Annotated in this window: 26 protein-coding genes, 1 tRNA gene and 1 pseudogene; 20 read left to right on the top strand and 8 right to left on the bottom strand. The window is 44.5% G+C overall.

Features of this window, described 5'->3' with window-relative positions; translation table 11 throughout:
- The 4 genes from CC97_RS11130 to CC97_RS11115 all read right to left on the bottom strand — a co-directional run bounded on the left by CC97_RS11130 (position 1) and on the right by CC97_RS11115 (position 3,319).
- Entirely contained in the window at positions 1-1,566 is a 1,566-nt protein-coding gene (locus CC97_RS11130; protein WP_044975027.1) for a hypothetical protein, read from the bottom strand.
- Between the two features lie 304 nt (positions 1,567-1,870).
- Entirely contained in the window at positions 1,871-2,302 is a 432-nt protein-coding gene (locus CC97_RS11125; RefSeq protein ID WP_044975026.1) for a type II toxin-antitoxin system VapC family toxin, read from the bottom strand.
- Entirely contained in the window at positions 2,289-2,510 is a 222-nt protein-coding gene (locus CC97_RS11120) for a hypothetical protein (RefSeq protein WP_044975025.1), read from the bottom strand. The genes CC97_RS11125 and CC97_RS11120 overlap by 14 nt, the downstream gene beginning before the upstream one ends.
- Before the next feature lie 266 nt (positions 2,511-2,776).
- On the bottom strand, positions 2,777-3,319 hold the full coding sequence (locus CC97_RS11115) for a Uma2 family endonuclease (RefSeq protein ID WP_044975024.1): 543 nt from the start codon (positions 3,317-3,319) through the stop codon (positions 2,777-2,779).
- A gap of 270 nt (positions 3,320-3,589) precedes the next feature.
- On the opposite strand from CC97_RS11115, the gene CC97_RS11110 reads away from it, so the two are divergent.
- The 5 genes from CC97_RS11110 (at position 3,590) to CC97_RS11085 (ending at position 7,478) form a co-directional block, all read left to right on the top strand.
- Positions 3,590-3,835, top strand: a complete 246-nt coding sequence (locus CC97_RS11110; protein WP_044975023.1) for a hypothetical protein — start codon at positions 3,590-3,592, stop codon at positions 3,833-3,835.
- Between the two features lie 414 nt (positions 3,836-4,249).
- On the top strand, positions 4,250-4,906 hold the full coding sequence (locus CC97_RS11100; protein WP_044975022.1) for a phosphatase PAP2 family protein: 657 nt from the start codon (positions 4,250-4,252) through the stop codon (positions 4,904-4,906).
- Positions 4,907-5,518 carry a helix-turn-helix transcriptional regulator gene (locus CC97_RS11095; RefSeq protein ID WP_044975021.1) on the top strand — a complete coding sequence of 204 codons (612 nt, stop codon included), beginning with the start codon at positions 4,907-4,909 and terminating at the stop codon, positions 5,516-5,518. It abuts the gene before it with no gap.
- A gap of 182 nt (positions 5,519-5,700) precedes the next feature.
- Positions 5,701-6,354, top strand: a complete 654-nt coding sequence (locus CC97_RS11090; protein WP_197021860.1) for a 4'-phosphopantetheinyl transferase superfamily protein — start codon at positions 5,701-5,703, stop codon at positions 6,352-6,354.
- A 32-nt stretch (positions 6,355-6,386) separates the two neighbouring features.
- Complete coding sequence (locus tag CC97_RS11085) at positions 6,387-7,478, top strand: serine hydrolase domain-containing protein (RefSeq protein ID WP_044975019.1); 1,092 nt, start codon at positions 6,387-6,389, stop codon at positions 7,476-7,478.
- 104 nt (positions 7,479-7,582) lie between these two features.
- Here CC97_RS11085 and thrH read toward each other — a convergent pair whose 3' ends face one another.
- Positions 7,583-8,185, bottom strand: a complete 603-nt coding sequence (gene thrH / locus CC97_RS11080; protein ID WP_044976988.1) for a bifunctional phosphoserine phosphatase/homoserine phosphotransferase ThrH — start codon at positions 8,183-8,185, stop codon at positions 7,583-7,585.
- Positions 8,186-8,571: 386 nt separating this feature from the next.
- Here thrH and CC97_RS11075 point away from each other — a divergent pair, with 386 nt between their 5' ends.
- Both CC97_RS11075 and CC97_RS11070 read left to right on the top strand, forming a co-directional pair.
- Positions 8,572-9,309, top strand: a complete 738-nt coding sequence (locus CC97_RS11075) for a hypothetical protein (protein ID WP_156036887.1) — start codon at positions 8,572-8,574, stop codon at positions 9,307-9,309.
- A 90-nt stretch (positions 9,310-9,399) separates the two neighbouring features.
- Complete coding sequence (locus tag CC97_RS11070; RefSeq protein WP_081850088.1) at positions 9,400-10,878, top strand: diguanylate cyclase; 1,479 nt, start codon at positions 9,400-9,402, stop codon at positions 10,876-10,878.
- A 72-nt stretch (positions 10,879-10,950) separates the two neighbouring features.
- Here CC97_RS11070 and CC97_RS11065 read toward each other — a convergent pair whose 3' ends face one another.
- From CC97_RS11065 to CC97_RS11055, 3 genes are all read right to left on the bottom strand, one after another.
- Complete coding sequence (locus CC97_RS11065) at positions 10,951-11,394, bottom strand: hypothetical protein (protein WP_044975016.1); 444 nt, start codon at positions 11,392-11,394, stop codon at positions 10,951-10,953.
- The gene (locus tag CC97_RS11060; protein WP_044975015.1) at positions 11,372-13,195 is read right to left on the bottom strand and encodes an EAL domain-containing protein; all 1,824 of its coding nucleotides are present in this window, start codon (positions 13,193-13,195) and stop codon (positions 11,372-11,374) included. The genes CC97_RS11065 and CC97_RS11060 overlap by 23 nt, the downstream gene beginning before the upstream one ends.
- Before the next feature lie 293 nt (positions 13,196-13,488).
- Positions 13,489-13,564: transfer RNA gene (locus tag CC97_RS11055), tRNA-Thr, on the bottom strand.
- Between the two features lie 616 nt (positions 13,565-14,180).
- Here CC97_RS11055 and CC97_RS11050 point away from each other — a divergent pair.
- From CC97_RS11050 to truA, 13 genes and pseudogenes are all read left to right on the top strand, one after another.
- Positions 14,181-15,524 carry a hypothetical protein gene (locus tag CC97_RS11050; protein WP_044975014.1) on the top strand — a complete coding sequence of 448 codons (1,344 nt, stop codon included), beginning with the start codon at positions 14,181-14,183 and terminating at the stop codon, positions 15,522-15,524.
- A gap of 86 nt (positions 15,525-15,610) precedes the next feature.
- Complete coding sequence (locus CC97_RS11045) at positions 15,611-16,732, top strand: chorismate mutase (RefSeq protein ID WP_044975013.1); 1,122 nt, start codon at positions 15,611-15,613, stop codon at positions 16,730-16,732.
- Positions 16,733-16,797: 65 nt separating this feature from the next.
- Positions 16,798-17,547 (top strand): PP2C family serine/threonine-protein phosphatase, encoded by a 750-nt coding sequence (locus CC97_RS11040; RefSeq protein WP_044975012.1) that lies wholly within the window; start codon positions 16,798-16,800, stop codon positions 17,545-17,547.
- 149 nt (positions 17,548-17,696) lie between these two features.
- Complete coding sequence (gene ruvC / locus CC97_RS11035; protein ID WP_044975011.1) at positions 17,697-18,197, top strand: crossover junction endodeoxyribonuclease RuvC; 501 nt, start codon at positions 17,697-17,699, stop codon at positions 18,195-18,197.
- On the top strand, positions 18,187-18,798 hold the full coding sequence (gene ruvA, locus CC97_RS11030) for a Holliday junction branch migration protein RuvA (protein WP_044975010.1): 612 nt from the start codon (positions 18,187-18,189) through the stop codon (positions 18,796-18,798). The genes ruvC and ruvA overlap by 11 nt, the downstream gene beginning before the upstream one ends.
- A gap of 15 nt (positions 18,799-18,813) precedes the next feature.
- The gene (gene ruvB, locus CC97_RS11025) at positions 18,814-19,872 is read left to right on the top strand and encodes a Holliday junction branch migration DNA helicase RuvB (RefSeq protein ID WP_044975009.1); all 1,059 of its coding nucleotides are present in this window, start codon (positions 18,814-18,816) and stop codon (positions 19,870-19,872) included.
- A gap of 21 nt (positions 19,873-19,893) precedes the next feature.
- Positions 19,894-21,315 (top strand): phosphoglucosamine mutase, encoded by a 1,422-nt coding sequence (locus tag CC97_RS11020; RefSeq protein ID WP_081850087.1) that lies wholly within the window; start codon positions 19,894-19,896, stop codon positions 21,313-21,315.
- Positions 21,284-22,156 (top strand): class I SAM-dependent methyltransferase, encoded by an 873-nt coding sequence (locus CC97_RS11015; protein ID WP_044975008.1) that lies wholly within the window; start codon positions 21,284-21,286, stop codon positions 22,154-22,156. The genes CC97_RS11020 and CC97_RS11015 overlap by 32 nt, the downstream gene beginning before the upstream one ends.
- Positions 22,157-22,176: 20 nt before the next feature.
- Positions 22,177-23,002: pseudogene (locus CC97_RS11010) on the top strand (energy-coupling factor transporter ATPase).
- A gap of 5 nt (positions 23,003-23,007) precedes the next feature.
- On the top strand, positions 23,008-23,880 hold the full coding sequence (locus tag CC97_RS11005) for an energy-coupling factor transporter ATPase (protein ID WP_044975007.1): 873 nt from the start codon (positions 23,008-23,010) through the stop codon (positions 23,878-23,880).
- Complete coding sequence (locus CC97_RS11000; protein WP_044975006.1) at positions 23,874-24,674, top strand: energy-coupling factor transporter transmembrane component T; 801 nt, start codon at positions 23,874-23,876, stop codon at positions 24,672-24,674. Before CC97_RS11005 ends, CC97_RS11000 begins: the two co-directional genes overlap by 7 nt.
- Positions 24,675-24,684: 10 nt before the next feature.
- Entirely contained in the window at positions 24,685-25,173 is a 489-nt protein-coding gene (locus CC97_RS10995; RefSeq protein WP_044975005.1) for a hypothetical protein, read from the top strand.
- A 15-nt stretch (positions 25,174-25,188) separates the two neighbouring features.
- The gene (gene truA / locus CC97_RS10990) at positions 25,189-25,923 is read left to right on the top strand and encodes a tRNA pseudouridine(38-40) synthase TruA (RefSeq protein WP_044975004.1); all 735 of its coding nucleotides are present in this window, start codon (positions 25,189-25,191) and stop codon (positions 25,921-25,923) included.
- The last annotated feature ends 5 nt before the right edge of the window (positions 25,924-25,928 follow it).

The raw sequence follows: 25,928 nt of genomic DNA, 5'->3' as shown, positions 1-25,928 counted from the left end.
TCAGCTTTTCTTTACCGGAATTTTCTGTAATATGAGATCGATGCCTGCGGCAGAGAAACCTGTGAGTATTATGTAATAAGGCATGATGTACTGTGACTTGCCTTCAAATATCATGTGGTAGAGAAATGCTCCCAGGACAATAAGGATCAGTGCTGAACACAGAAGGTCCTTTTTCCTGAAGCATACGAACACACCGGCAAAAGCTCCGGCGAAAACGAAAAGATGGCATACGTTCATGTATTCCAGAAGGCCCGAATGACTGTCGCCGCCGTTTGTGTTAAGTACCTTGTCACAGAGCTTTCCGGCTTCTTTTCCGCCGTATCTGCCTACAACCAGATTGATCCACAGCGAAGCAAAGCTTGGCTCATTCCACTGCGATGTGTTTTTCTCGTAGAAGAAATCATTGGCGTAGCTGTAGTCGGTCATAAATTTGTGCACGGAATCCTTTATTCCTTCCATTGCGAATTCCTTTGTGGCTTCAATGTCGTAATCATGGGAGGCGTAGTTCGATGTTGTGTAGTGGCTGCTGTACCATCCCTTAGCGTTGCATCCGAGAACACCCTTCGGATCATCGAGTCCCATTGCAACGTATCCGATCATCGGTACGGAAGGTTCAAGCTTTTTTCCGCTTCTGTTTTCATAATATGAAGAAGCGCAGGAAACTATGCTGAGCGAGAATACGACCATGATGATGATATAAACCAGATCGGTCCATTTGCGTCTTGTGATGAATTTCACAAGGGCAGTGCCGGCCAGTGCTATGAGAGCAATGTAGTTGTTTGTTTTGATCATGACAGCAAAAACCATGAAAAACACAGACAGTGCCGCATAGATGTATTTCTTTTTGCTTTTGGTTTCAAAGTATTTTATTTCAAAAAGGAGAGAAAAAAGAACATTTGCAATGCCAGGAATTACAGCGTATACGAATGTGGTGTAAAGAAGAGGCTGTACCGAGAACATCATAGTAACTGCTGCAGTTATCTGAATCCTTTTGCTCCCGAAAAGCTTTCCCATGATCAGAATGAGTGCGAGATATGCAGCAGCGAGATAAATGACGTTGATTATCTGTATACATATCAAGGTGTCACTGTTGGCCGCAAAAAGTCTGAGCTGTATCTCGTAGAAGAGTACCATGCCCAGCTGAAACGAATAGTTGCTGAAGTACCGGTCTTCCATGAATGAAAGATCGTCGTGCGCTGCCTGCCATGCTGCGTGGGATACCATGTACTGGTCCGCCTGCTGCCCGGCCTGTGACGATATTACCCAGGCTGTTCCGGCGATGAGAGTTGTGATCATCAGCAGTGCTGTGTACAGATGTACCGGCGCCTTTTCCATCTTCGGAAGCAGCAGATGTAATATGAGAAGCGCAGCTGCCATGTAAACGGCGTTGAAAATAAAATTGTCGTGGTGATAGCTTATCCCTTCAAACATTTCCTGAGTGTTTGTCAGCACCATTGTATGCATAAAGCTTTCGACAAACAGAAAACCGAGTATTACTGCCATCAGTCCGCAGATGATATTGCGTATATATTCTTCTGACTTCATTATGTCAAATTTAAACTTCATTATAACTCTCCTGTACTGTTTTTTTACGTACATTATCTATTTTATCATAAAAATCAGCCGCATACAAGTTATGATTACGATTTTTTTATTACAGGGAAGTTCCGGTCAGTTACTCGTTTGTTTTAAGCATTGTTTCGGTACTGTTTCTCACAGCAGCAAGACTGCCCTATGCGGTCACGGTGATGTTTCTGCTTTTTATAGTAAAAGGCGTTCTGGTGAATATGATGCCGAAAAAGTAGTCTTCACCCGTTCCGGCCGAAGACTGCTATAGAAAAAACAAGCTGCCTCGAAAAGGCAGCTTGTTTTACAAGGTCGTTAAATCTTCAACTGTCAGACATGGAAGTTCTTTGAATTGTTTAAGCTGTTTATCGTTTGTAAGGAATAAATCGCATTCAGTTATACATGCTGAAGCAATCTGAAGACAGTCAATTGTTTTAAAGTGTTTGTATTCTGCACGTATTCTGGCAGCTTTTTGAGCTGTAATGATATCAATTTTATGAACAGGTATTTCACAGTCATTAATGAATTCCAGAAAGGCATCTATTTTATCAGTATTATTTGTTCTGTATGGATATGTGAGATATTCAGTGAATGTTATTGATGATGTTACGAAATCAGAACCGCCGTCAAGAAAATCAGATAAAAGATTCTGCGTAATCATTCCAAAGTTCGGATCCTGATCAAGGTAATAGATTATTGGAGTAGTGTCGAGAAATATCTTTTTATAACCGGTCACTGTCTCTGAGCTCCTTTATAAATTCGTCAGCATTGCCGTCAAACATTTTTCTGCCACGACCGGCATATTTGTTCAGGTCTATATTTTTCTTTCTGCTTTTTTTCGTATCAAGAATGGTTATAATCACTTCCTGACCAACAGAAAGATCCATGGCTTCGTTCATTACTATATGGTTACCGTCGTAATATCCAGATACTGCTGCATACATATGGCTCACGTCCTTTCAGATTTGATTTTTTCTTGTTAATATTATACCATATCTGTAATCGTAAATCTACTGAATCCGCAAAATCATTTTGAAAATTGTCAGCGTATGTGTAGTATACGGTATGAGCTGTGAATAAAGAAACGCTCAAAAGTGTTATAAGACTTATATATTGAATTGCGCCTTTGGCGCAACCTTTTATATAGCACGCCTGCGGCATTTATCTGTTATTGAAAAATCGAAATCTGATTTAAATGCTGCAACTGAAATTATAGCAGATCAGCAATAACGATCGATAATTCACCTTTATAGATATTTACCGGAACCGGTGTTTCAAACGGATAGAAAGAAATATTCACAGTATCTTCAAATGTGAATACGGTTGTTTTACGTTCAATCGGATCGATGACCCAGTATTCGCGTACGCCGGACAGTTTGTAAAGTTCAAGTTTTCTGTTGTAGTCATCAAACCGGTTTGATGAAACGATCTCGGCGATGAAATCCGGCGCGCCGTAGCAGCGTTTATCGTCAAGGCGGGAAGTATCGCAGACAACCAGAACATCTGGCTGGACAACTGTATCATCGGTAAGTTTAACGTCAAACGGAGCGATGAACGGTTTGCAGTTTCCTTTTTTATTTCTGATAAACTGTCTTATTTCAGCGTAAATACCGCCGGCTATATCCTGGTGGATAACTCCGGAAGCTGTCTGTGTTACTATTTTTCCGCCGATGAGTTCTGTGCGTTCAGAAGACTGAGGAGTCAGGGCAAAGTATTTGTCGGCAGTAAATCTGTTTTCCTGATGTAGTGGCATAGTAACACCTCCGATGATTGTTTGTATTATTGTACCATAAAATCGGATGCCTTTCAACCATTTTGCATTGACAGGAATGTGATTTCGCATTATAATCAGTTTTATAAAAAATGCGATTTTGCGGTAAAACCGGTTTTTTAAATTTTGCGATTTTGCGGTGACAAAGCAATGCTGAGACTGAAAAAAATCAGTATAGATTTTCATTGTAAATTATAGTATAATAATTATAGAAACACATTAGCAGAATGAATATGGAAAGGAGCTGGTTCTATGAGCACAAGAGAAATGGCATTTACATTGATAGAACATATGACAGAAAGTGATTTGCAGCTGTTTTTATCATTATTCGGAAGACTGTATCCGAAGCAGGATGATGAATCAGAAACCGATACGGAAAATCGCAGTTCAATTGAAGCGTTTAACAGACTTGATAAACTTATAGAAAATATTCCTCCATTTGAAGTCGATGAGGAAGAAGCTCTTGATGATTATTTTAGGGAGAAATATGATCTATGAGAGTACTTGGCTGTGAAAAATGAGAAATTCATTGATTTTGAAGACTGTCTCCAGATGGAGTGCGCTTTCTCATTTGATGCTGATTACATTATTACTCGAAATATTGAGGATTTTTCTAACAGCAGAGTCAAGGCAATATTACCGCAGGAGTATCTGGATAATTATTTGAATTAAATGCAGTCTTCACCCGTGCCGGCTGAAGACTGCTATGGAAAAAAACAAGCTGCCTTTTTCGAGGCAGCTTGTTTTATAACTGCGCCGCAGGCGCATCCTTTTAAAGGGCGCAAACGCCGTATTTACGCGGTGACACGCTTCGTGTCACCGATGTGACGAAGCAATTCTTTACTGTTTATCAGTTCTGTATTATTCTTAAATCAGCCGGAAGGCAATAACAGAAAGGATACAGAATGAATTATGAAAAAGGACGGAAGGAAATTACTTATCGCAGGACTTATTATGATGGCGGCATTTGTCATCTGGACTATGCTTATACAGACCGTGGATGTCCGGCCTGCGGGTCAGAACGGAACAGATATCGGATTTGCTGCGATGAATCTTGCATTTCACAGGTTGACGGGAGTGCATATGAGCATCTATACTATAACAGACTGGCTTGGACTGGTTCCAATCGCAGTGTGTATGGTGTTCGGTGTGATGGGACTTATCCAGCTTGTAAAAAGGAAAAATCTCTTTAAAGTAGACGGCGACATCCTTCTTCTTGGCGTATACTATATACTTGTGATTGCAGGATATCTTATATTTGAGATGATACCGTTAAATTACCGGCCGGTGCTGATCGAAGGACGTATGGAAGCCTCTTATCCGTCATCCACCACGCTTCTTGTGGTCAGTGTGATGCCGACACTTGCATTTGAAGTTCGCCGCAGGATGAAAAATACCGCTTTGAGATGCGCTCTGTACGTATTTACAGTCGTTTTTACAGCTTTTATGGTAATCGGACGAACAGTATCCGGAGTGCACTGGCTGACAGATATTATTGGTGCGCTGCTGCTCAGTGCCGGGTTATATCTGATCTATCACGGTACTGTGAACATGATGGAGGAAAAATAAATGGATTTCAGCGAAAAACTACAGAACTTAAGGAAACAGCATGGCCTTACGCAGGAGGAACTTGCCGCGAAGCTGTTTGTATCCAGGACGGCTGTTTCCAAATGGGAATCCGGCAGGGGATATCCGAACATTGATTCCTTAAAGGAGATCTCAAAATTCTTTTCGGTTTCGGTAGATGAACTGCTGTCATCTGATGAGCTTATAAATGCTGCACAGGATGAGAACCGTAAAAATATCAGTGATCTGCTTGACATGCTTGCAGGATTTGCTGATATAATGTGTGTACTGCCGCTGCTTCTGCCTCTTTATCCTGAAAAAGTGAGCGGCAGCTTTTCAGCGGTCAGTCTGTTTGAATTTGCACAGAAATCATTTGCTCCGGCGTGTATCTGCTTTGCTTTATTCGTTCTGCTGATGGTCACCGGTACGGCAAAACTGGTCATGAACCGAAGGTATATCGAAAATGGAAGGAATACACTGACGGTAATCTCGTTTGTTTTAAGCATTGTTTCGGTACTGTTTCTCACAGCTGCAAGACTGCCCTATGCGGTCACGGTGATGTTTCTGCTGTTTATAGTAAAAGGAGTTCTGGTGTATATGATGCCGAAAAAGTAGTCTTCACCCGTTCCGGCCGAAGACTGCTATAGAAAAACGAGCTGCCTTTTTGAGGCAGCTTGTTTTATAACTGCGCCGCAGGCGCAGCCGTTATGATCCTGAGATATAAGAAAAGTATTGAAATAAAACAGTTAAACCTTTATAATAAAAATAACGAAAACAATTGCAGAGGGAGAAGACAGATGGAGATACTTGTGGTGAAAGCGGATCCGGAGGCGGATTTTGATTCGTACTGCGGAAGATTCGTAAAATATATTTCGCCGGAACGGCGTGAAAGAGTGGAAAGAATGCGTTCGGAGCGGGACAGGATAACATCCGTTCTGGCGGAACTTACCGTAAGGATTCAGATCATCCTTCATACCGGAATGAAAAATGAAGATATCCGTTTCGACTACGGCGAACACGGAAAGCCGTTTCTTCACGGAAGGGATGACTTCCAGTTTTCCTTCTCTCATGCCGGAGGATATGTAGCATTTGTCTGCGGTAAACGTTCAGTCGGAGTGGATATCGAACGCACCGACCGTGAAAAAGAAAACATTGCCCGCAGGCATTTTACGGAAAATGAATATGAGGCTATCTATACACGTAAAGAAAAAACGTTTGCAGAGATATGGACAGCCAAGGAAGCCTACGTGAAATATCTCGGCACCGGACTTTCAAAAGGCCTTAACACCTTCGACGTTCTCGATGATTCTACCGGATGCCGGTTTGTTTCCTTTGACGTTGATAGCGGCATGACGGTTACATCCTGTCAGGACACTGACGAAGAGACTGTTCTTAAGATGATAACAGCTGATGAACTTTTTGAAAGCTTAAAGGGAATGCTTCTGAAATAACAAAACACAGTTTAATAAGCAGAGAGGTTTGAATGAAAAAATCAAAAAAGAAGGCAGTTGCCATAACAGCTGGTGTACTGGCATTAGCGGCGGTAGGCGCAGTTGCTTTTATGAAGTCGAAACTTGATAAAATACCTGAAATGACCGCACTTGATACCATAAAATACACGACGAAGGACAGGGCGGATGCGGTCGTTACCGTGGGATTGATACAGGGATCGCAGATGACAGTCAAAGTGTACGGACAGAACGGCGAGGAACTGGTAACTGACACAAATCACATCTATGAGGTAGGGTCGCTAACCAAGACCATGACCGCGGCTCTTGTGAACAGGGCATGTTCAGAGGGGCTTATTGATCTTAACGATACGGTCGATAAATATCTGAAACTTACACCTTCGAACAGCTATCCGACCATTGAGAAACTGCTTACCCATACTTCCGGGTTCAGGGGATATTATTTTGAAAAGCCGATGATTTCAAATCATCTTAACGGTCGCAATGATTTTTACGGTGTCAGCAAGGATATGCTGTTAAACAGGTTAAATAAACTGAACACCGGAAACGGAGAATACGGTTTTAAATATTCAAATTTCGGCTATGCAACACTCGGCCTTGTGCTTGAAAGTGTTTACGGAAAGGACTACACCACACTCCTTAACGATTTTATAAGTGGTGATCTCGGCTTGGGTCATACCGGCATCTCGAAAACGAAGGGTGATCTCGATAATTACTGGGACTGGGCTGACGGTGATGCATATATCCCGGCAGGTGCGGTCACATCTGATATCGAAGACATGATGCGCTATGCACAGCTGCTTATGAATGATGACGAGCATTTCGGCAGATGCCGTGAGAAGCTTAAAATGATAAATGCATCTTCGGGTATGTACAAGTCGATGGATATAAACATGGACAGCATCGGTATGGGATGGATGATTGACGAAAAGAATGGCTACTGCTGGCACAATGGCGGCACCGGTGACTACAACTGTTATCTTGCTTTTGATGCTGAAAATCAGCTGGCTGTGGTGGTGCTTTCTAACCTTCCGCCTGCCTACCGCATACCTGCGACAGTTACAGGAGCGAAATACATGCAGGAGATTAGTCGACATGGTGGTTGACAATATAGAAAAAACGAGCTGTCTTTCGAGACAGCTCGTTTCACAATTGCGCCGCAGGCGCCACCATTACTGAGGTGTTTTGATTTACGTTTGGCGTTTAAGGATTAATCCATAGCCTTCTTTATAGCATTCATGAGTTCATCATATGTTTCGTAAGCCGGAAGATCAGGGTTTTCTGCCTTGATGCTGTCAGGGCTCTTGAAGAGGAAACCTGCCTTGCTTGCTCTGATCATACCGAGGTCGTTGTGGCTGTCGCCGCTTGCGATAGTTTCAAAGCCGATGGACTGTAAAGCCTTTACAGTTGTGAACTTTGAATTTTCAACTCTCATCTTGAAACCTGTGATCTCGCCGCTTTCTGCTACTTCAAGAGTGTTGCAGAAAATAGTAGGGTAGCCGAGCTTCTTCATGAGCGGGCCTGCAAACTGTGAGAATGTGTCGCTGATGATGATGACCTGTGTGAATGAACGGAGTTCGTCGAGGAATTCCTTTGCGCCCGGCATCGGATCGATCTTTGCGATAGTTTCCTGGATCTCCTTAAGGCCGAGACCGTGTTCCTTCAGAATACCGATCCTGTATTTCATAAGCTTGTCGTAGTCAGGCTCCTCGCGGGTTGTGATCTTAAGCTCCGGAATACCTGATGCTTCAGCAAAAGCGATCCAGATCTCAGGAACGAGTACGCCTTCAAGGTCGAGACAAGTAATGTACATAGACATGATAAAAACTCCTTTGAAATGTTGTTTGTTATTTCCGCTGCCGGCCTGCTGCCGTAAGCGTGCACTGTCTATGTAATTATAGCACATGACGGCGGAATAATCAATTTTTTCTGAAAAAAATCCGCAGTGTCAGCCGGCCGCGTTCTCAAAAGTGATCCGGAAACGGTTATTTCCGGTATTATCTGCTTTTCTGCAATTGCGTACAAATTATAAACGGATATTTTTGTGTTATGCATATTGATATTAAAATTTTGCTATGATATAATATATATGTAGAATTATGCAAGATATTAGCTGAGAAAATGTGCAATTAGCTGATAACATTAAAATTTTCAGGGAATATCAGAAAAATTTTTTCCGGAGAGGATGAAGTGCGTACAATGAACTACAGATTTATGATCGACACAGCAATAGACGTAATAAGAAAACGATACGACAAAAGGCATAATCCTCTTGCCGGAGATACGGTCTGTGTTATATGTGCAGGAAACGGAAATGTATATACGGCATATAACGAATATGTTGTAAAGGACGATTCTTCCGAAAACGTTCATGCAGAAATAAACGCACTGAAAAAAATGCAGGCTGACGGGATCACAAAAATAAAGGCGGTTACAGTTTTCAATTCATGTACGGTCATACCTATTCTGCCGTGCAACGGATGTATTTCATATATTATGGGTATTAATCCGGAAAACTCCCGTGCTCTTATAGTTACACCAAACGGCAACATTCCGATAACCGATGTAGGCCGTTATGCAGCAGTTCCGGACCGTATGATGCCGGGAATGTCAAAAGGGTACAGCGTTTATACCACTGTGCCTGAATCAAACAGGGGAGCATCTCTTTACATGGCCCCTCAGGGTATGCCGAATACAGGCATGAGTTCGCCTGTGTCACGTAACAACCCAGTATATCTCAGATCGAATGCCATGCAGTCAAATATGTCCTATGTATCAGGCCAGTATGGTATGATGTCGGGAAACATGCGTTCCAATGCTCCTGTTTCAATGAGAGCTGCTGTTCGCCCGAACCAGAGCGGAGTAAATAATCTGCTTAAGAATAAGCTTAACACACTATTCGAAGATACCGATGCAGAGGAGTCTAAACAGATATGAGCAGATCAGGTCCGAAGTCCGGCGGCAGAAAAAAAGGCCGGGCGTTCAGTTTCAGCGCTCAATTTTTTTCTGCTGCTTCAGCTGGTCCTTATGTTTATTCTTTCGATGGGGATAACCCAGATCATAAGTTCGAGTGCAGCCCGCAGTTCTGACGGCTACATGATCACGATAGCTGATGAACGCAGCAGGATCATCAGAAATTATGTAAAAAGTGCGGAGAATATTCTGAGTGCATACAGTCACGCAGGTGAAATACGCCGTGTAACTGAAAATCCAGACGATAAAGCAGCTGCTGAAGCTGCCATGAATTATACTGAGGAATTTTCCGCTGATGTGGAAAACCTTGAAGGGTTATATGTAAGTGACTGGAACACCAGAGTCCTTGCACATACAGACCGGTCGAAAGCGGGCGTTACCACAAGAACCGGCGACTATCTTAAGGAGCTTCAGCAGATCCTCACTGAAAAAGGCGACGGGGTTTACAACACCGGCATCATTACCTCTCCTGCTTCACAGAAACAGATAGTATCAATGTACAAAGCTGTTTACACAGGAGAAAACAAGCCGTCAGGCCTTGTCGGTCTCGGAATTTACACTGACGGTCTTGCGTCACAGCTCGAGTCCGTAAGCAGCCGCGATATGAACGATGCGTTCTATACTATGCTCGATCTTTCGGACATGAAATACATTTTCCACGAAGACACATCAAAGGTAAACACAGAGGCAGATTCGGCGGAACTTGATTCACTGTGTTCAAAGCTCAAGTCTTCCGGAAAAGATCACAGCGGCAAATTCAGCTATACTAAAAACGGAAAAAAGTACGTGTCATTTTACTCGTACATGAGTGAATTCAACTGGCTGTTTATGGTCGATGCGACGGAATCCGGCGTGTACAGACTTTCCGGCAGCATGCGCGGTTACATGATAGTTTTCAGCATCTTCTGTTTCATTCTCATTGTTCTGTTCAACGTTCTGAACAAGAAACGTGAAGATACTGCCATAAGCCTTGATAACGCCGTGGAAAAGCACGAGAAAACAAGAGAATCACTTGCAAATGCGGTTTATAATGATTTTCTTACAGAATTACGCAACCGTATTTCTTTTTCCAGCGATTTTGAAGAGGGTAAGGTTAAACTTGCAGAAGATGAGGCCTATTACTTTGCGCTTTTCAATATAAAGGATTTCAGCAGTGTGAACATTGCCTACGGTGAGGAAGCGGGCGACATGATCCTTATCACTACAGCCAAGCTCATACACAGTTTCTTCCCGGACGCAGATGTTTACCGTACAGGATCAGATGAGTTTCTGGTAGCAAGAAAGCAGAAAAAGGACCTTGCAGGTCAGACTGAATTTCTCAATAATATAAACATCGCACTTTTAAGCCTTTCAAAGCCTTTTGAAATAGGGGACGAAAAGATAACTGTTCCTTTTGAAGCGGCAGTGGCTTCAAAGAGCAGAAATGTAAACATATCGGTTCTTCCGACACTCAAGAATATTATGCGGAGCAGCACGAAGGGTGCAGTTTCAGTAACTGACCTTGATGTTGAAATACATGACGTTTCACAGTGAGCATACGGAAACAAATAAGCGGCGGATATTTCGTTTTAAGAAATATCCGCCGCTTTTATTAAATGGAGGGGTTTAGCCGTTTTTGCTTTTGTTTTTCTGCCGCTTGTTGGCTTTTTTCTTTTCCTTTGCCATGGCAAAACTTTCAGCTTTAGCAGACTCATCGATCTCAGTTTTCCTTTCCGGCTTTGTAACAGCCGTTTCGGACTCTCCGGCTGGTTCAGGTGCCGGTTTTGTCTCAGATTCTGCGATCTCTGAGTAGTCACTGTCATCTGTGTCTTCCGCTTTTCCGACGATAATGGTTTCATCTTTCGGTTTTTCCACGAGGTCAACTGTTTCCCAGCGTTCTTCGTATTCCGGTTTTTCCACCGTGATGTTTCCGTTTTCATCCACATTGTATTGCGGAGATCTCAGACGAAGTTCAAATTCATCATGTGTCAGAGGTTTGTCGAACAGGAATCCCTGAACAACTGAACACGAAGCCTTTTTAAGAAAATCAAGCTGTACCGTGTTTTTCAATTCCTTCGCAGATGACCGTTCTGTCCAGATCGTTAATCATCTGAATGACGTTTTCAAGCATTTTTTCCTGATGAATATCGTCGGAGTTGGTCTTTGCAAGGAAGGACTTGTCGATCTTGACAACGTCCACGTTGATATTCTTGAGCATCGAAAGTGATGAATATCCGGTTCCGAAGTCATCTATTGAAGTACGTATTTTTGCGTGATTCATCTTTTCAACGAAGACGATAAGCGCTTCGTAGTCGGTGTATCCTGATGATTCTGTGAGTTCAACCTCGAGGAGATCAGGATCAACACCGTATTTTCTCATAATTGCAAGAACTGAATCGGCAAAGTTAGGATTTGCAAGATTTATTTTTGAGAAATTGGATGAGATCGTTACAGGTTTTATACCCTTGATCTCCCATTCGCATATGTTCTGGCACACGGTCTCAAACACGAAGAAGTCGATCTCTGTGATAAGTCCTTCGTTTTCAAGGACAGGAACAAATTCAGCAGGTGAGATCACCCTTCCGTCCTTTATCCAGCGGATAAGTGCTTCCGCACCGCAGAGTTCGTTGGTCGAAATGTTTACTTTCGGCTGGTAGTACACCTGGAATTCGCCTTCGCTCATTGCGCGGCGGAAGTCGGTGATTATACGGTTGTTTTCCACCATTGAATCCAGCATTGATTTTTCAAACCGGATTATGAAGTTGTTGTTTGAAAGACGTGCGTTCTTGAGTGCGACTGATGTGTAGTTTATTGAGTCCTGAACGCTGTCGTTACTGTCGATTTCATAAATACCGCTTCGTATCGATATCTGTATAAGGTCGCTTACACCGTAAGCTTTAAGATTGATCCATGTCTCGGAAAGCTTTTCTATGAGATCGTCCTCGTGGCCTTTCTTTACAAGAAGGATGAAGTTGTCGCTTCCGGTACGTGCGCAGTATTCACCCGGTTCAAGATGTCCGGAGATTATTCCGGCGTACTGGATAAGAAGAATGTCGCCGAGGCTTGTGCCTATTTTTGAATTTATAAATTTGAAGTTTCTAATGTTGAGCTGAACTACTGAATAATCTGAAAGAACGCCTTTGCGTCTGAGGCTTTCGCCTTTTTCGACCAGACTGTCGTAGTTCATTATCCCGGTGAGCAGATCCTTTTTGGCGAATGAAGACCAGAAGGTAAAAAGGAATGCTGCACATATGCCGAAAAATGCAGCTACCAGAAGGATTATCTGGATCCTCAGAATACCGAATTCACGGTATATCTTATCTGTCTTGGTGTCGACACCGACTATGCCGACTATTTTACCCTGTGAATTCATTACAGGAGCATAGGCGCTGATGTAAGATCCCCATTTGTCTGAAGATATTTTTTTGTCGCAGCAGATCTCACCGCGGAACGCCGGCTCGATGTATTCGGTCATAGGATATTTTTCACCGAAGAGAGCGCGGTTCTCTTCGGACGGGTCTGCGTCAACGACGAATACCAGTTCATCGCCCTGCATTTTCATAGTATAAATGTAGTCTACCGAACTTGATTTTTCATATTTCGAAAGGACGTCCATTATCTCGCTGTATTCAGGATCGCCTGCCGATGTTATCTTTTCAAATTTGTCGCCGTACTCCCGGTTAAGCTCGTCGGAAACAACTGCGATAACGTCCATGGCCGAGGCTTTCCTTTTGTCAAGAATACCTCCGCTGATAGTTTTGTATATAAAGAAGCCGAGTACACTGAAGCACAGTGCGGCTGCTATGAGTATTATAACTGTAGATTTGCTCGTAAGATAAGTGCGCTTATCTTTGCGCCTGACAGATGCCATATTTTTCACATCCCCGTTTGTAAACTTTACGGAAACAACGATCCGTAATTTTCTGACCCTTGATCTGAAAGCTGTTACCCCAGCCTTGTATATTAATTATATCACGGTTTAGTGAAAAAGTAAATAACCGATTAATATAATTCATAAAATATGTGGAAATTTCAGATGCGGACCTTTGCAATATTTAACAAAAAAGCCGCTCTGTCAGTTATTTATCTGAAAGAGCGGCTTTTTTGAATCTGCACTAAAAAAATAACTACGCAGTTATCAGACTACGTAGTTATTTGTGTTTATGGAGCTGGTGACGGGATTCGAACCTGCGACCTGCTCATTACGAATGAGCTGCACTACCGACTGTGCTACACCAGCATTTATTAAATTGTAAGTTGAATCGTGCGACCTGCTCATATACGATCAGAAATATAGTCGTACTGCTGCGGCGTTCGCCTTGCATTACTCGTTATTTCTGCCCTTCACAGACTCGCTTCATCTGCCACTGGCAGCGCTCGTCTGTTCAGCAAATGAGCTGCACTACCGACTGTGCTACACCAGCATTTATTAAATTGTAAGTTGAATCGTGCGACCTGCTCATATACGATCAGAAATATAGTCGTACTGCTGCGGCGTTCGCCTTGCATTACTCGTTATTTCTGCCCTTCACAGACTCGCTTCATCTGCCGCAGGCAGCGCTCGTCTGTTCAGCAAATGAGCTGCACTACCGACTGTGCTACACCAGCAATAAAAAATCACAATTGATATTGTACCATAAACAGCTTTAATCGTCAAGCGGTTTTGACACAATTAATAAATTTGCAGAAAAAAATTTATTTTTTTGTTTTAGAAATTGTTTTTTAAAAAGATGTATGATATAATTATGAATATACGTTTTTATGACGGGGTTTCTGTGCCCTGACGTGAATGAGAAGTATGAGAGACAATACTCTTGTTATAGTAAATTAATAAGCAAAATGAAAGGAAGAAAATCATGGCTAGAAGAAGAAGTTTCGGCTCTGTTTTTTTAGGTTTTATCAGGGGACTGATCTCATTTATTCTGTTCCTTGTTCTCGTCGTTTCTGTAGGAGCTAACCTTGTTTTCCGTAATAAGGACAGTGCACCGAGGATCGATTTTCTTGATTATCACATGACTTTTTTTATAAACCGTTCAACTGATGCGAAGAACATCGCGGAGAATTCACTCTGTTTTATCGATCACACTGACAAGCCGAAGGAAGCGACATACGTTCTCTGTTCCACAGGCGAAGAAGGCAAGAGGATCCTTTGCCTTGAATCAATAACACAGAATGACAACGGTTCACTTTCATATAACCTCAGATCAGACCTTATGGCTTCACTTGATACTGTTTACTCCGTACCGGCTTCAAAAATATACGGAACAGTATACAACAAGGACGACCTTATGGGTGAGATCCTCGCTTATTCAACAGAATTCAGGGGCATTATCGCACTTATGGTGCTTCCGGCACTTCTTCTTATAATTCTGTCAATCGCAACTATCCGTGCAAAGAAACTCAGATATGACGACGATCTTCTTGAAGCTGAACTTTTCATCGAAGAAAAGAGAAAGCAGAAGAGAAACGAAGAAAAGAGAGCTGAAGAACACAGAAAACTCATGGCTGAAAAAGCAGCTGCCGAAGCTGAAAGCGCAATGGCTGCAAGAGCAAGAGTTGAAGCTGCCGTACGCGAAGCTGAAGCGGCTCAGAACGCTGTACCTGAAGCACCTGTTTCGGATCCTGATCCGGCACCGTTCAGTTTTGAAGAATACAAAAAGAAGGCTGACGCAGAATTTAACGAAGCTGTACAGAAGCAGGCTCCTTTACCTGCAGCAGAACCGGTAATAAATCCAGCACCTGCACCAGCTCCGGTTCCTGCAGCTCCGGCTCCTGTACCGGCAGAAACTCCGGCACCGGCACCTGTAAAAGAGGAACCACATGCACCGGCTGCTGAAACGGTCAATAAATACGAATTCACTGAATTTACAGCAGAACCTGAGGAGAAAAAAGCTCCGGAGACTGTCAAAGCACCTGAAAAAGAAGAGAAAAACGAAGATGTTCCTGCATTCCAGGAAGTACCTCTCAGCGTAAGACCTTCCTACAGATACGAACAGATGATTCAGGATCTTACTTCAGCTGCTGAAGTAAGACACACGACAGAACCTGAAGCTGCACCTGCACCTGCTCCTGCAGGAAAACCGGCACCGGCTAAGGCTCCTGCTAAAAAGAAACCGTCAAAGCCTGCAAAGAAACTCAATGCAGACTCGATCGATGATCTTATCAGGATCCTTGAAGAAGAAAAGAAGAAACTTGATTAAAAGCAGAAATGATGCTGTGAAGCTATAGGGTATGTATGACTTCACAGCAATTTTTGTAGTATGATATCCCGGAAAGGACTTTATTTATGGATTTAAAAGAGCTCAGAGACCAGATCGACAGTGTGGACAGTGAACTGCTTGAGCTGTTCCAGAAAAGAATGGATCTTTGCCTTCAGGTCGCTGATTACAAGAAGAAGAACAGCGTTTCTGTTCTTCAGACCGGAAGAGAACAGCAGATCATCGACCGTATAAAGGAAATGTCGGAAGACAGGTTTGAGGACAGTGCGGCTGTGCTTTTCTCCAACATTATGGATATAAGCAAGAGCTATCAGCAGTGCGAGATAAACAAGGGGGTTACATTCGTCGATCATATCGATTTCAGCGCGCCGCTTGACTGCAAAGTCGGATGCTACGGTACTAAAGGCTCAAATTCAGAGGAAGCGACCAAGTGGATATTCGGCAACCGTAAAAAGATCGAATTCTACCGCGAGTTTGAAGATCTTTTCCGCGCAGTTCAGGAAGGAACGGTGGATTTCGGTATTGTACCGGTCCAGAATTCAAGTACGGGATCCATCACGGCAGTATATGACCTTATGAGAAAATATAAGGTATATATAAACAGAATGGTAAGAATAAATATCAGACACTGTCTTGCTTCGGCAAATGCAGATTCTGTAAGTGATGTTGAAGCAGTATATTCGCATTCACAGGCTATCATGCAGTGTTCTGAGTTCCTGCGTAAGAACGATTTAAAAACGATCCACTATGCAAGTACGGCTACTGCCGCTAAGTATGTTTCGAAGAGCGACAGGAAACTTGCTGCGATATGTTCAGAAAAATGCGCAAGGATCTACGGCCTTAAAGTACTTCAGAGCAATATTTCCGACGAGGAATCGAACTTTACGAGATTTGTCTGCATTGCCCGCGATCCTATGGTCGAGAAAGATGCCAACAGAGTCTCAGTTATAATGTCACTTTCCGATGACGAGGGCTCTCTGTACAGAATGCTTACCAAATTCCGTGTTGCCGGACTGAACCTTCTGAGAATCGAAAGCCGTCCGCGTCATCAGGGAAATTTTGACGTTGTTTTTTATCTTGATTTTGAAGGAAGCGTTGATGACGAACGTGTAAACGCTCTTCTTGTTTCGCTTCAGAACGAACTTAAGGATTTCAGATTCCTTGGAAACTACAGCGAAGATATAGAATAACAGATCTTTTTGACTGAGCGTCTGCAGGAGCTTTGCTTCCGTCAGACAGAAAAGGAGAAAAACCCATGTTTTATTGCTGCGCAGTAACAGAGCAGGGCGTTAAGGAGAGAAACGAGGATGCAGTCCTCATAGATAACACAGTCCTGACCGAAGGAACAATGGAGATCGAAGTCAACAAACCTTTTATAGCCGCGGTGTGTGACGGTGTTTCCGGTGAAAAATCCGGCGACATTGCCTCAAAGATGTGTCTTGCGGAGCTTGCAAAGCAGGAGTACAGCAGTCAGGTCAATCTGACAAACGAGATAAGCAGGATCCACAAGCTGCTTCAGCGCTACGGGACTTTTCACAAGAACTCATCAAACATGCAGACTACCATATGCGGTATAGCAGTTGACGAAAACAATAATATGAACTGTATGAACGTCGGTGATTCAAGACTTTACCGGTTCAGGGACACCAAGCTGAAACAGCTCACCAAGGATCAGTCCCTGGTTGAGATGCTTTATGAGCAGGGAAAGATCGGCTACGAGGAAAAACGTAATCATGTTCACAGAAACATAATCATGCCGGTTCTCGGAAACACAACGGCTCAGCCGAACATTGACGTGAATCTGATCAGGGAGCCTGCACAGCACGGTGATGTTTTCCTCATATGTTCAGACGGCCTCTCAGATTATATAGTAAAATCTGAGATAGAAGAAATACTTTCAATGCCGATGCCGATGATGAAACGACTTGAAGAAATGGTGAAACGTTCACTGAACAAGGGATGCAGAGACAATATTTCCGTTGTTGCAGTAACATATATGCCGTAAGAATACTGAAGATGTCCGGAGACCCGAAAGAGTCTCCGGTTTCTTTTTGCAGTAAAAAATAGATTGAAACTTCTCTTTGTATATGCTATAATTAATTTGGTTGTGTATACACTTTTGAAAAATGATCACTGACAGAGAGGTAACAGGTTTTGAGAATACTCGGGATTGATCCGGGCTACGCAATAGTCGGATTCGGAGTTCTTGATTATGATAAATTCAGGTTTACGCCTGTGGAATACGGTGCTATTTTTACTGAGGCACACACAGATTTCAACGGAAGACTGAAAAATATTTTTACCGACATGCAGTACATTATTGAAAGATACAAACCGGACTGCATGGCAGTCGAAAAGCTTTACTTTACAACTAATCAGAAAACAGCTATCGATGTTGCACAGGCAAGAGGAGTCATTAATCTTGCAGCGGCACTTGCGGATCTGCCTGTTTACGAATACACGCCGCTTCAGGTGAAACAGTCGGTTGTCGGTTACGGTAAAGCTGAAAAGAAACAGGTCATGGACATGGTAAAGCGGATACTGAAACTTGCGGAAGTACCAAAGCCGGATGATACCGCCGATGCCATTGCTATAGCGATTTGTCACGGACACTGTTCAAACGGAGCGGAAATGAGGAAAAAATATGATATATAGCGTAAGAGGAAAACTTATACTCAGAGAAACGGAACTTGCGGTGATAGAATGCGGCGGTGTGGGATATGCCTGCAGGACTACGCTTCAGACGCTTGCGTCTCTGGGGGAAAAAGGTTCCGAGGTCACTCTTTATACCCATCTTCATGTCAGGGAAGACTGCATGGAACTGTTCGGATTTGCCACAAAACAGGAACTGAACTGTTTTAAGATGCTGATCTCTGTTTCCGGCGTGGGACCAAAGGCTGCCCTTTCCATTCTTTCTGATGTTAATTCCGAGCAGTTTGCTCTTCTGGTCGCTTCAGAGGACAGCAAAACTCTTACGAAGACCAAGGGCATCGGAGCAAAGACAGCTCAGAGGATCGTCCTGGAACTGAAAGACAAGATAGTAAAGGAAAACAATATAGATTTTTCTGCAGCGGCAGGCGGACCGGCGATACCGGCATCCGACGGATCATCAGTTTCCGAGGCTTTCTCAGCCCTGCTCGTACTCGGCTATACACAGTCCGAGGTGGCTCCTGTTCTTGCGGGACTTGACCAGCGGCTGCCTTCTGCTGAACTCATAAGGCAGTCACTGAAGATAATGGCTCAGAAAATGAACTGATGAGGTGGTAACGCTTTGATCGAAACAAGTGAAAAGATTTTTGAAAATGACGACCGTGTGGTGACACCGGAAGTCACGGGTGATGACAGCGACATTGAAGTTTCCCTCAGACCGAAATGCCTTGCCGAATACATCGGGCAGGACAAGGCGAAGGAAAACCTTGCCGTTTATATAGAAGCAGCAAAAAGGAGAAACGAGCCTCTTGACCACGTCCTTCTTTACGGCCCTCCGGGACTCGGAAAGACCACACTTTCAGGTATCATTGCTCATGAAATGGGTTCGAACCTCAGAATAACATCCGGTCCGGCGATCGAAAAGCCGGGTGATCTGGCAGCGCTTCTTACCAACCTTTCAGAAAACGATGTACTTTTCATAGACGAGATACACCGTCTTTCAAGATCAATAGAAGAAATACTCTATCCCGCACTTGAGGACAACGTGCTGGATATTATGATAGGAAAGGGACCGTCTGCACGCTCAATTCGTATAGACCTTCCTAAATTCACCCTTGTTGGTGCCACAACAAGAGCGGGACAGCTCACTCCGCCGCTTCGTGACAGATTCGGTGTCGTGCTCAGGCTTGAACTTTACAGCAGCGAACAGCTCTGCGACATTATCAGACGAAGCAGCATGATCCTCGGTATACCGTGTGATCCGGACGGAGCAGCAGAGATCGCCGGACGTGCGCGCGGAACGCCGCGTATTGCCAACCGCCTTCTCAAACGTGTGCGTGATTTTGCCGATGTCATCGGAAACGGAGTCATCACAAAAGACATTGCATCCATTGCGCTTGACCGTCTTGAGATCGATCCTCTCGGACTCGACAGCATCGACAAGAGAATGCTTACAATGATAATAAAAGGCTACAACGGAGGACCTGTCGGTCTCGATACGCTTGCATCCGCGATCGGCGAGGAAGCGGTCACTCTTGAGGACATGTGCGAACCGTTCCTCATGCAGCTCGGATTCCTCGCAAGGACACCGAGGGGAAGATGTGCTACGAAGCTTGCCTATGAACATCTCGGATTTTCACGTCCGGACGAGCAGGAAAACGGTAAACAGCTATCATTCTGATGAAAGGATGAGTTCCTTACTATGGACAGATTATTTACACCTGACGGAATAGTCGGCACAGCCATAACCGACATAACATGTGAAATGGTCATGAACACCGGAAGAGCACTTGTGCTCGCGCTTTCGAGAAAGCTTCAGCACAGGGTAACGGTTTTTGTGGGCATGGATACACGTCTGTCATCAGGCATACTTGAAAGTGCTCTTGTTGCCGGTATCTGTTCAGCAGGGGCTGACGTTGTAAGACTTGGCGAAATACCGTCGGCGGCAGTGGCGTATCTTACACGGTCAAGCAAAGCTGATGCCGGTGTAATGGTCACGGCCTCACACAGGAGTTACGAGATAAACGGACTTAAGATCTTCTCCGGAGCGGGATACAAAATATCCGAGGACGTTGAGGATGAACTTGAGAACACGGTATGCCGTCATCCTGAGATTATTCCTCTCGTGTCACACGAGAGAGTCGGAAAAGCCATAGCCTACAAGAATGCAGAGTGGGACTATATCAGGCACCTTCTGAAAACAGGACGGTATGATTTTACAGGCATAAGGGCCGTGATCGACTGTGCCAACGGATGCGCTTCATCCACGGCGGAAAAGCTGTTTTCGGCACTGGGTGTCAAATGCATCATGATAAATGACAAGCCGGACGGCATCAACATAAACAGCCGCTGCGGAGTTCTCAACACGACTTCGATGGCCAAGCTGATAACTGAAAGACGCGCTGACATAGGTCTGGTGTTTGACGGTGATGTCGGAAAATGCCTGGCACTTGATGAAAAAGGCGATGTTATCGACGGCGATCAGATAATGGCGGTTCTGTCGCTGCACTACAAGAACGAAGGCAAGCTGAAGGATGACACGGTGGTCATTACCGACACTTCGAACTTCGGATTCAGGCACTTTGCCGAGGCTAATGAAATAGAAGTCATAACTTCAAGACCCGGTGAAAGATGCATAAACGAGAAACTCCTTGACGGAGGTTACTCTCTCGGCGGAGAGCAGAACGGAAAGGTGATCATTCCTGAGCTGTCCACCACAGCTGACGGCCTGCTCACAGCAATGGAACTCCTTGATGCACTGAAAAAATCCGGAAAGAAACTGTCCGAACTTACAGTGGTAATGGAGAAATATCCGCAGGTGCTTATAAATGTCGGCATACTTCCGGAGTACAAGGAACTCTGGAAAAACAATCACAATATTACCGATCTCATTGAAAGAAGGCAGTACGGCCTCGGAGATGACGGACGCATTTTCGTCAGGGAATCCGGCGATGAACCTGTTATCAGGGTAATGGTCGAGGGAAGAAGCTTCGAGAAGATAAACCGCTACGCCAATGAGATCTCAGATATGATAAAGGAAGAGACCGGAATGATGCCGGTGCTCAGAAAATCAACTGACCGGAGGACTGGATTTGAGAATAGCAGACAAATGGAAACAGTATAAAATACTTGATACATCAACGGAAGAAAAGCTTGAGGACTGGAACGGCGTAAGGCTTATAAGACCTGATCCTCAGATAATCTGGAAAACTCCGAAAAATGAACCGCTCTGGAAGAGTGCGGACGGACACTATCATCGTTCCTCCAGCGGCGGCGGAAGCTGGGATTACAGGAACAGCAAACCTAAGGATTCATGGACGATGTCCTACGGGGACCTTAAATTCAGGATAAAGCCTACAGGCTTCAAGCATACCGGACTTTTCCCTGAACAGGCAGTGAACTGGGACTTCATGCGTGAAAAGATACGTGAAAGCGGCAGACAGGTGAATGTTCTCAACCTTTTTGCCTATACAGGCGGAGCAACTCTTGCGTGTGCAGAGGCAGGCGCAGCTGTATGTCATGTGGATGCTTCAAAGGGAATGGTAGCCTGGGCGCGTGAAAACGCGGCTCTTTCAGGACTTGAAGACCGTCCGGTAAGATGGATAGTTGATGACTGTGAAAAATTCGTAAAGCGTGAAATAAGACGCGGAAAAAAATATGACGGTATCGTAATGGACCCTCCGTCCTACGGAAGAGGCTCCGGCGGCGAGATATGGAAACTTGAGGACAGCATCTACGATCTCGTGGAACTCTGTTCGCAGGTGCTTGCCGATGAACCGCTGTTTTTCCTTCTGAACAGTTACACCACAGGACTTTCCCCTGCCGTAATGGCATATATTCTTGACAGTATTCTGGTAAAGAAATTCGGCGGAAAGGTTTCCTCGGATGAGATCGGACTCCCCGTTGAATCAAGCGGGATGCCGCTTCCGTGCGGTTCAACTGCGATCTGGCAGAAGCAGGAGTGAAAGCAGTGCCTACCGAAAAAATGATCGAAGCGGAGAACGTGCATTTCTCATATGATGAAAAAAAACGAGGTGCTTAAAGGTATCACCGCCGGGATAGAAAAAGGAAAGTTCACTGCGGTCCTCGGCCGCAACGGATCAGGAAAATCTACTTTTGCCAGACTCATAAATGCGATACTTCTCCCCACATCCGGGAAAATATACGTTCTCGGCAGTGACACATCCGACGAGAATAATCTGTATGATATAAGACGCAAAGCCGGAATGGTGTTTCAGAATCCTGACAACCAGATAGTAGCTGCGGTCGTTGAGGAAGATGTCGCATTCGGACTTGAAAACATCGGTGTTCCGCCGGAAGAGATAAGACAGAGGGTGGATGACGCCCTCAGGACAGTCGGAATGTATGAATACAGGAAGCATTCACCCGGAATGCTTTCGGGTGGTCAGAAGCAGAGAGTTGCCATTGCCGGTATTATCGCAATGAGGCCTGAATGCATCATTTTTGACGAGTCTACATCGATGCTTGATCCTGCCGGACGCAGAGATGTAATGAAAACCATAAAGAAGCTTTGTACGGAGTACGGTATAACCGTGCTTCTTATAACACATTACATGGATGAAGCCGTACAGGCTGACCGTGTGATAGTAATAGATGAGGGACGCATAATTCTTGACGGCGTTCCGAAAAAAGTATTTTCACAGGTGGAAGTACTGAAAAAAGCCGGACTTGATGTTCCGCAGGTAACTGAGTTTGTCTGTGAGCTTCGGAAGCGCGGGGTCAGCATAGATCCTGATGTGCTTACTGAAGAGGAATGCATCAGTGCGCTGGCAGCTGTATTAAAGGAATGAAAAATTTGAGCATACTGAAGACAGAAAATCTGACCTGTATATACGGAAAGGGCACGCCTTACGAAAGGACTGCAGTCAATAATGTTTCCCTTACGATAGAAAAAGGCGGAATAACCGGCATAATTGGTCATACAGGATCCGGTAAATCCACTCTCATACAGCATTTCAACGGCCTTATGAAACCTTACTCAGGCAGGGTGCTGCTGGATGGTAAGGATATCTGGGAAGGCGGAAAAATAATGCCCGGACTTCGCTTCAGGGTTGGACTTGTGTTTCAGTATCCTGAGTATCAGCTTTTTGAAGAGACCGTGTACAGGGATATAGCCTTTGGTCCCGGAAACATGAAGCTTGACCAGGCTGAAATCGATGCAAGGGTGCATGAAGCTGCAGAGCTTTTCGGAATAGATGAAAAAATGCTTTCTTCGTCGCCTTTTGAACTTTCAGGCGGACAGAAAAGGCGTGTTGCTATTGCCGGAGTTATGGCAATGCGGCCGGAAGTGATCATTTTCGATGAACCGGCAGCCGGGCTTGATCCGAAGGGACGCCGGTCAGTTTTTGAACTTATAGAAAAATACAGCCGTGAAACGGGATGCACTGTCATCATCGTATCACACAGCATGGAGGATATGGCGGGCATTGCCGACAGACTCATTGTCATGAATCAGGGAAGCCTTTTCTGCCACTGTCCTGTTGATGAGGTTTTTTCACGTTCTGATGAGCTGACCGCCATGGGACTTGATGTCCCGCAGATCACCAGAGTGTTTTCAGGACTTAAGAAAATAGGTCTCGCTGAAGATGACAGTATTTATACAGTCGGGCAGGCTGTAAACTGCATAATGGAGCGTCTGGGTAAAAAAGGCGGTGATTCACCGTGCTGAAGGATATTACCATTGGTCAGTATTTTCCCGGCGAAAGTACGGTGCACAGACTTGATGCAAGGGTAAAGCTGATAATAACAATGCTGTTCATTGTTATGCTTTTTTCCGCAGACGGAGTTTTTTCACTGTCCGCCGGAGTCATTTTCCTGATAATGGCCTATACACTGACGGAACTGAGTCCGTCTCTGATCACAAAGAGCCTTAAACCTGTGGTGCCGGTGCTGCTCATTACAGCACTGATAAATATTTTCTTTTTTGAAGGCAATGAGATATTCCGTCTCGGATTTATATCCGTTACTGACGGAGGACTTATAAATTCAGCATTCATGCTTGTACGTGTGACAGCTCTTATCGTGGGTTCTTCGGTGCTCACCTATACTACCTCACCGATAGAACTTACCAACGCGATCGAAAAGCTGCTTGCACCGCTCAGGATCTTTAAATTTCCTGTGCATGAACTTGCAATGATGATGACTATCGCACTCCGTTTTATACCGACATTCATCGAGGAAACGGATAAGATCATTTCAGCACAGAAGGCGCGCGGAGCGGACTTTGAAACGGGTTCGCTGAAGGAACGTGCCGGTGCGGTAGTCCCGGTGCTTGTACCGCTTTTTATTTCGGCATTCAGACGTGCCGAAGAACTTGCACTTGCAATGGAATGCCGCTGTTACCGCGGCGGTGAGGGCAGGACAAGAATGAAACAGATGAAGATCAGAACTGCTGATACTGTCGCACTGGTCATCACTTTTGTGTTTCTTGCCTGTGTGTTTGCTATTGACAGAATGAATTGAGGTGTTTTGGATGAAAGCCCTGGCAACGATTTGTCTGCTGCTGTTCATTGCTGTACCGGTGTTTGCCGTGTTTCAGCTTCTTCACAGACTTGAGACTCACAAAGTGGATGAAGGTGCAAGCAGAAGATTTTACGAGGCACTGCGTGAAGAATACGGTCTTGTTCCGGAAAAACCGAAAAGAGCACTTACCGAGGATGAACGTATTGCACTTGCGAAAAAGATCTCGGAAGACCCATACGGCAATGTGACCGCTGTCGATGTAATGGAGAAAGATGAATCAGACACCTCTGAAAAGCAGGGCAGGGTCTCACTTGCAAAACCGGGAGATGAGCCGGCTGCTGAGACTGAGGAAACAGAAGAGGAAAAGAATAAAAGGCTTTCACGTGAAAAAGCACTTGCGACTGTCAATGCTATGCTCGGCAGTTCGGGTCAGAAAAACAAAAAAGGCGATGCGCTTGCAGAACTGCAGCGTACACTTGAAAAATACAGAAAACAGTAAAGCAGGATATTTATTTTGAGAAATTTAAAAGTTTTAATGGCTTACAGGGGAACGGCTTATCACGGTTATCAGAAGCAGGCCAATGGCGTGACCATACAGGAAACCGTCGAGAAATGCCTTTCCCGGGTCCTTGACACTCCGGTGGATATATGCGGGTGTTCCAGGACTGATGCCGGCGTACATGCAAACGGGTACTGCTTTTCATTCAAAACTGACAGACAGGTACCGGTACGCAATATTGTAAGAGGCACCAACGGATATCTTCCTTCGGATATAACGCTGCTTTCATGCGAGGAAGTCCCGGAGGATTTCCATGCACGTTTTTCCAGCCGCGGCAAGGAGTATGTCTATCTGATACATAACAGCGAATGCCGTGATCCGTTTGCCGAAGATCTGAAATATCATTACCGGAGAAAAATGGATCTGGAGCTTATGAGAAGGGCTTCGGAATATTTTGTCGGCACACATGATTTCAGCAGTTTCTGCTCAGAGGCTTCTGAAAAGGCGAGTACCATACGAACCGTTCACGAGCTCGGTATAACCCGTGAAGGCGATCTTGTGAAAATCAGGATAAGCGGCAACGGATTTCTTTACAATATGGTGCGTATAATCGTAGGAACGCTTCTCTGGGTGAATGAAGGGAAGATCACTCCGGAAGATATACCGGAAATAATGAAGAGATCGGACAGAAAGCTTGCCGGCAAAACGGCACAGGCACACGGACTTTATCTTAACCGTGTTTTCTACTGATCATT

It is taken from the genome of Ruminococcus sp. HUN007 (assembly GCF_000712055.1).
In the GTDB taxonomy this organism is placed as follows: Bacteria; Bacillota; Clostridia; order Oscillospirales; family Ruminococcaceae; genus HUN007.
This window is presented reverse-complemented; position numbering and strand designations above follow the sequence as displayed.

Coding starts and splice junctions, on each gene's coding strand:
- CC97_RS11115 (WP_044975024.1), bottom strand. CDS start 3,319: ATGCCACTACATCAGGAAAACAGATTTACTGCCGACAAATACTTTGCC.
- CC97_RS11020 (WP_081850087.1), top strand. CDS start 19,894: ATGGACAGATTATTTACACCTGACGGAATAGTCGGCACAGCCATAACC.
- CC97_RS10995 (WP_044975005.1), top strand. CDS start 24,685: ATGAAAGCCCTGGCAACGATTTGTCTGCTGCTGTTCATTGCTGTACCG.
- CC97_RS11085 (WP_044975019.1), top strand. CDS start 6,387: ATGAAAAAATCAAAAAAGAAGGCAGTTGCCATAACAGCTGGTGTACTG.
- CC97_RS11070 (WP_081850088.1), top strand. CDS start 9,400: ATGTTTATTCTTTCGATGGGGATAACCCAGATCATAAGTTCGAGTGCA.
- ruvA (WP_044975010.1), top strand. CDS start 18,187: ATGATATATAGCGTAAGAGGAAAACTTATACTCAGAGAAACGGAACTT.
- CC97_RS11090 (WP_197021860.1), top strand. CDS start 5,701: ATGGAGATACTTGTGGTGAAAGCGGATCCGGAGGCGGATTTTGATTCG.
- CC97_RS11110 (WP_044975023.1), top strand. CDS start 3,590: ATGAGCACAAGAGAAATGGCATTTACATTGATAGAACATATGACAGAA.
- CC97_RS11100 (WP_044975022.1), top strand. CDS start 4,250: ATGAAAAAGGACGGAAGGAAATTACTTATCGCAGGACTTATTATGATG.
- CC97_RS11040 (WP_044975012.1), top strand. CDS start 16,798: ATGTTTTATTGCTGCGCAGTAACAGAGCAGGGCGTTAAGGAGAGAAAC.
- CC97_RS11075 (WP_156036887.1), top strand. CDS start 8,572: ATGAACTACAGATTTATGATCGACACAGCAATAGACGTAATAAGAAAA.
- CC97_RS11045 (WP_044975013.1), top strand. CDS start 15,611: ATGGATTTAAAAGAGCTCAGAGACCAGATCGACAGTGTGGACAGTGAA.
- CC97_RS11130 (WP_044975027.1), bottom strand. CDS start 1,566: ATGAAGTTTAAATTTGACATAATGAAGTCAGAAGAATATATACGCAAT.
- CC97_RS11060 (WP_044975015.1), bottom strand. CDS start 13,195: ATGGCATCTGTCAGGCGCAAAGATAAGCGCACTTATCTTACGAGCAAA.
- CC97_RS11095 (WP_044975021.1), top strand. CDS start 4,907: ATGGATTTCAGCGAAAAACTACAGAACTTAAGGAAACAGCATGGCCTT.
- thrH (WP_044976988.1), bottom strand. CDS start 8,185: ATGTACATTACTTGTCTCGACCTTGAAGGCGTACTCGTTCCTGAGATC.
- CC97_RS11050 (WP_044975014.1), top strand. CDS start 14,181: ATGGCTAGAAGAAGAAGTTTCGGCTCTGTTTTTTTAGGTTTTATCAGG.
- CC97_RS11120 (WP_044975025.1), bottom strand. CDS start 2,510: ATGTATGCAGCAGTATCTGGATATTACGACGGTAACCATATAGTAATG.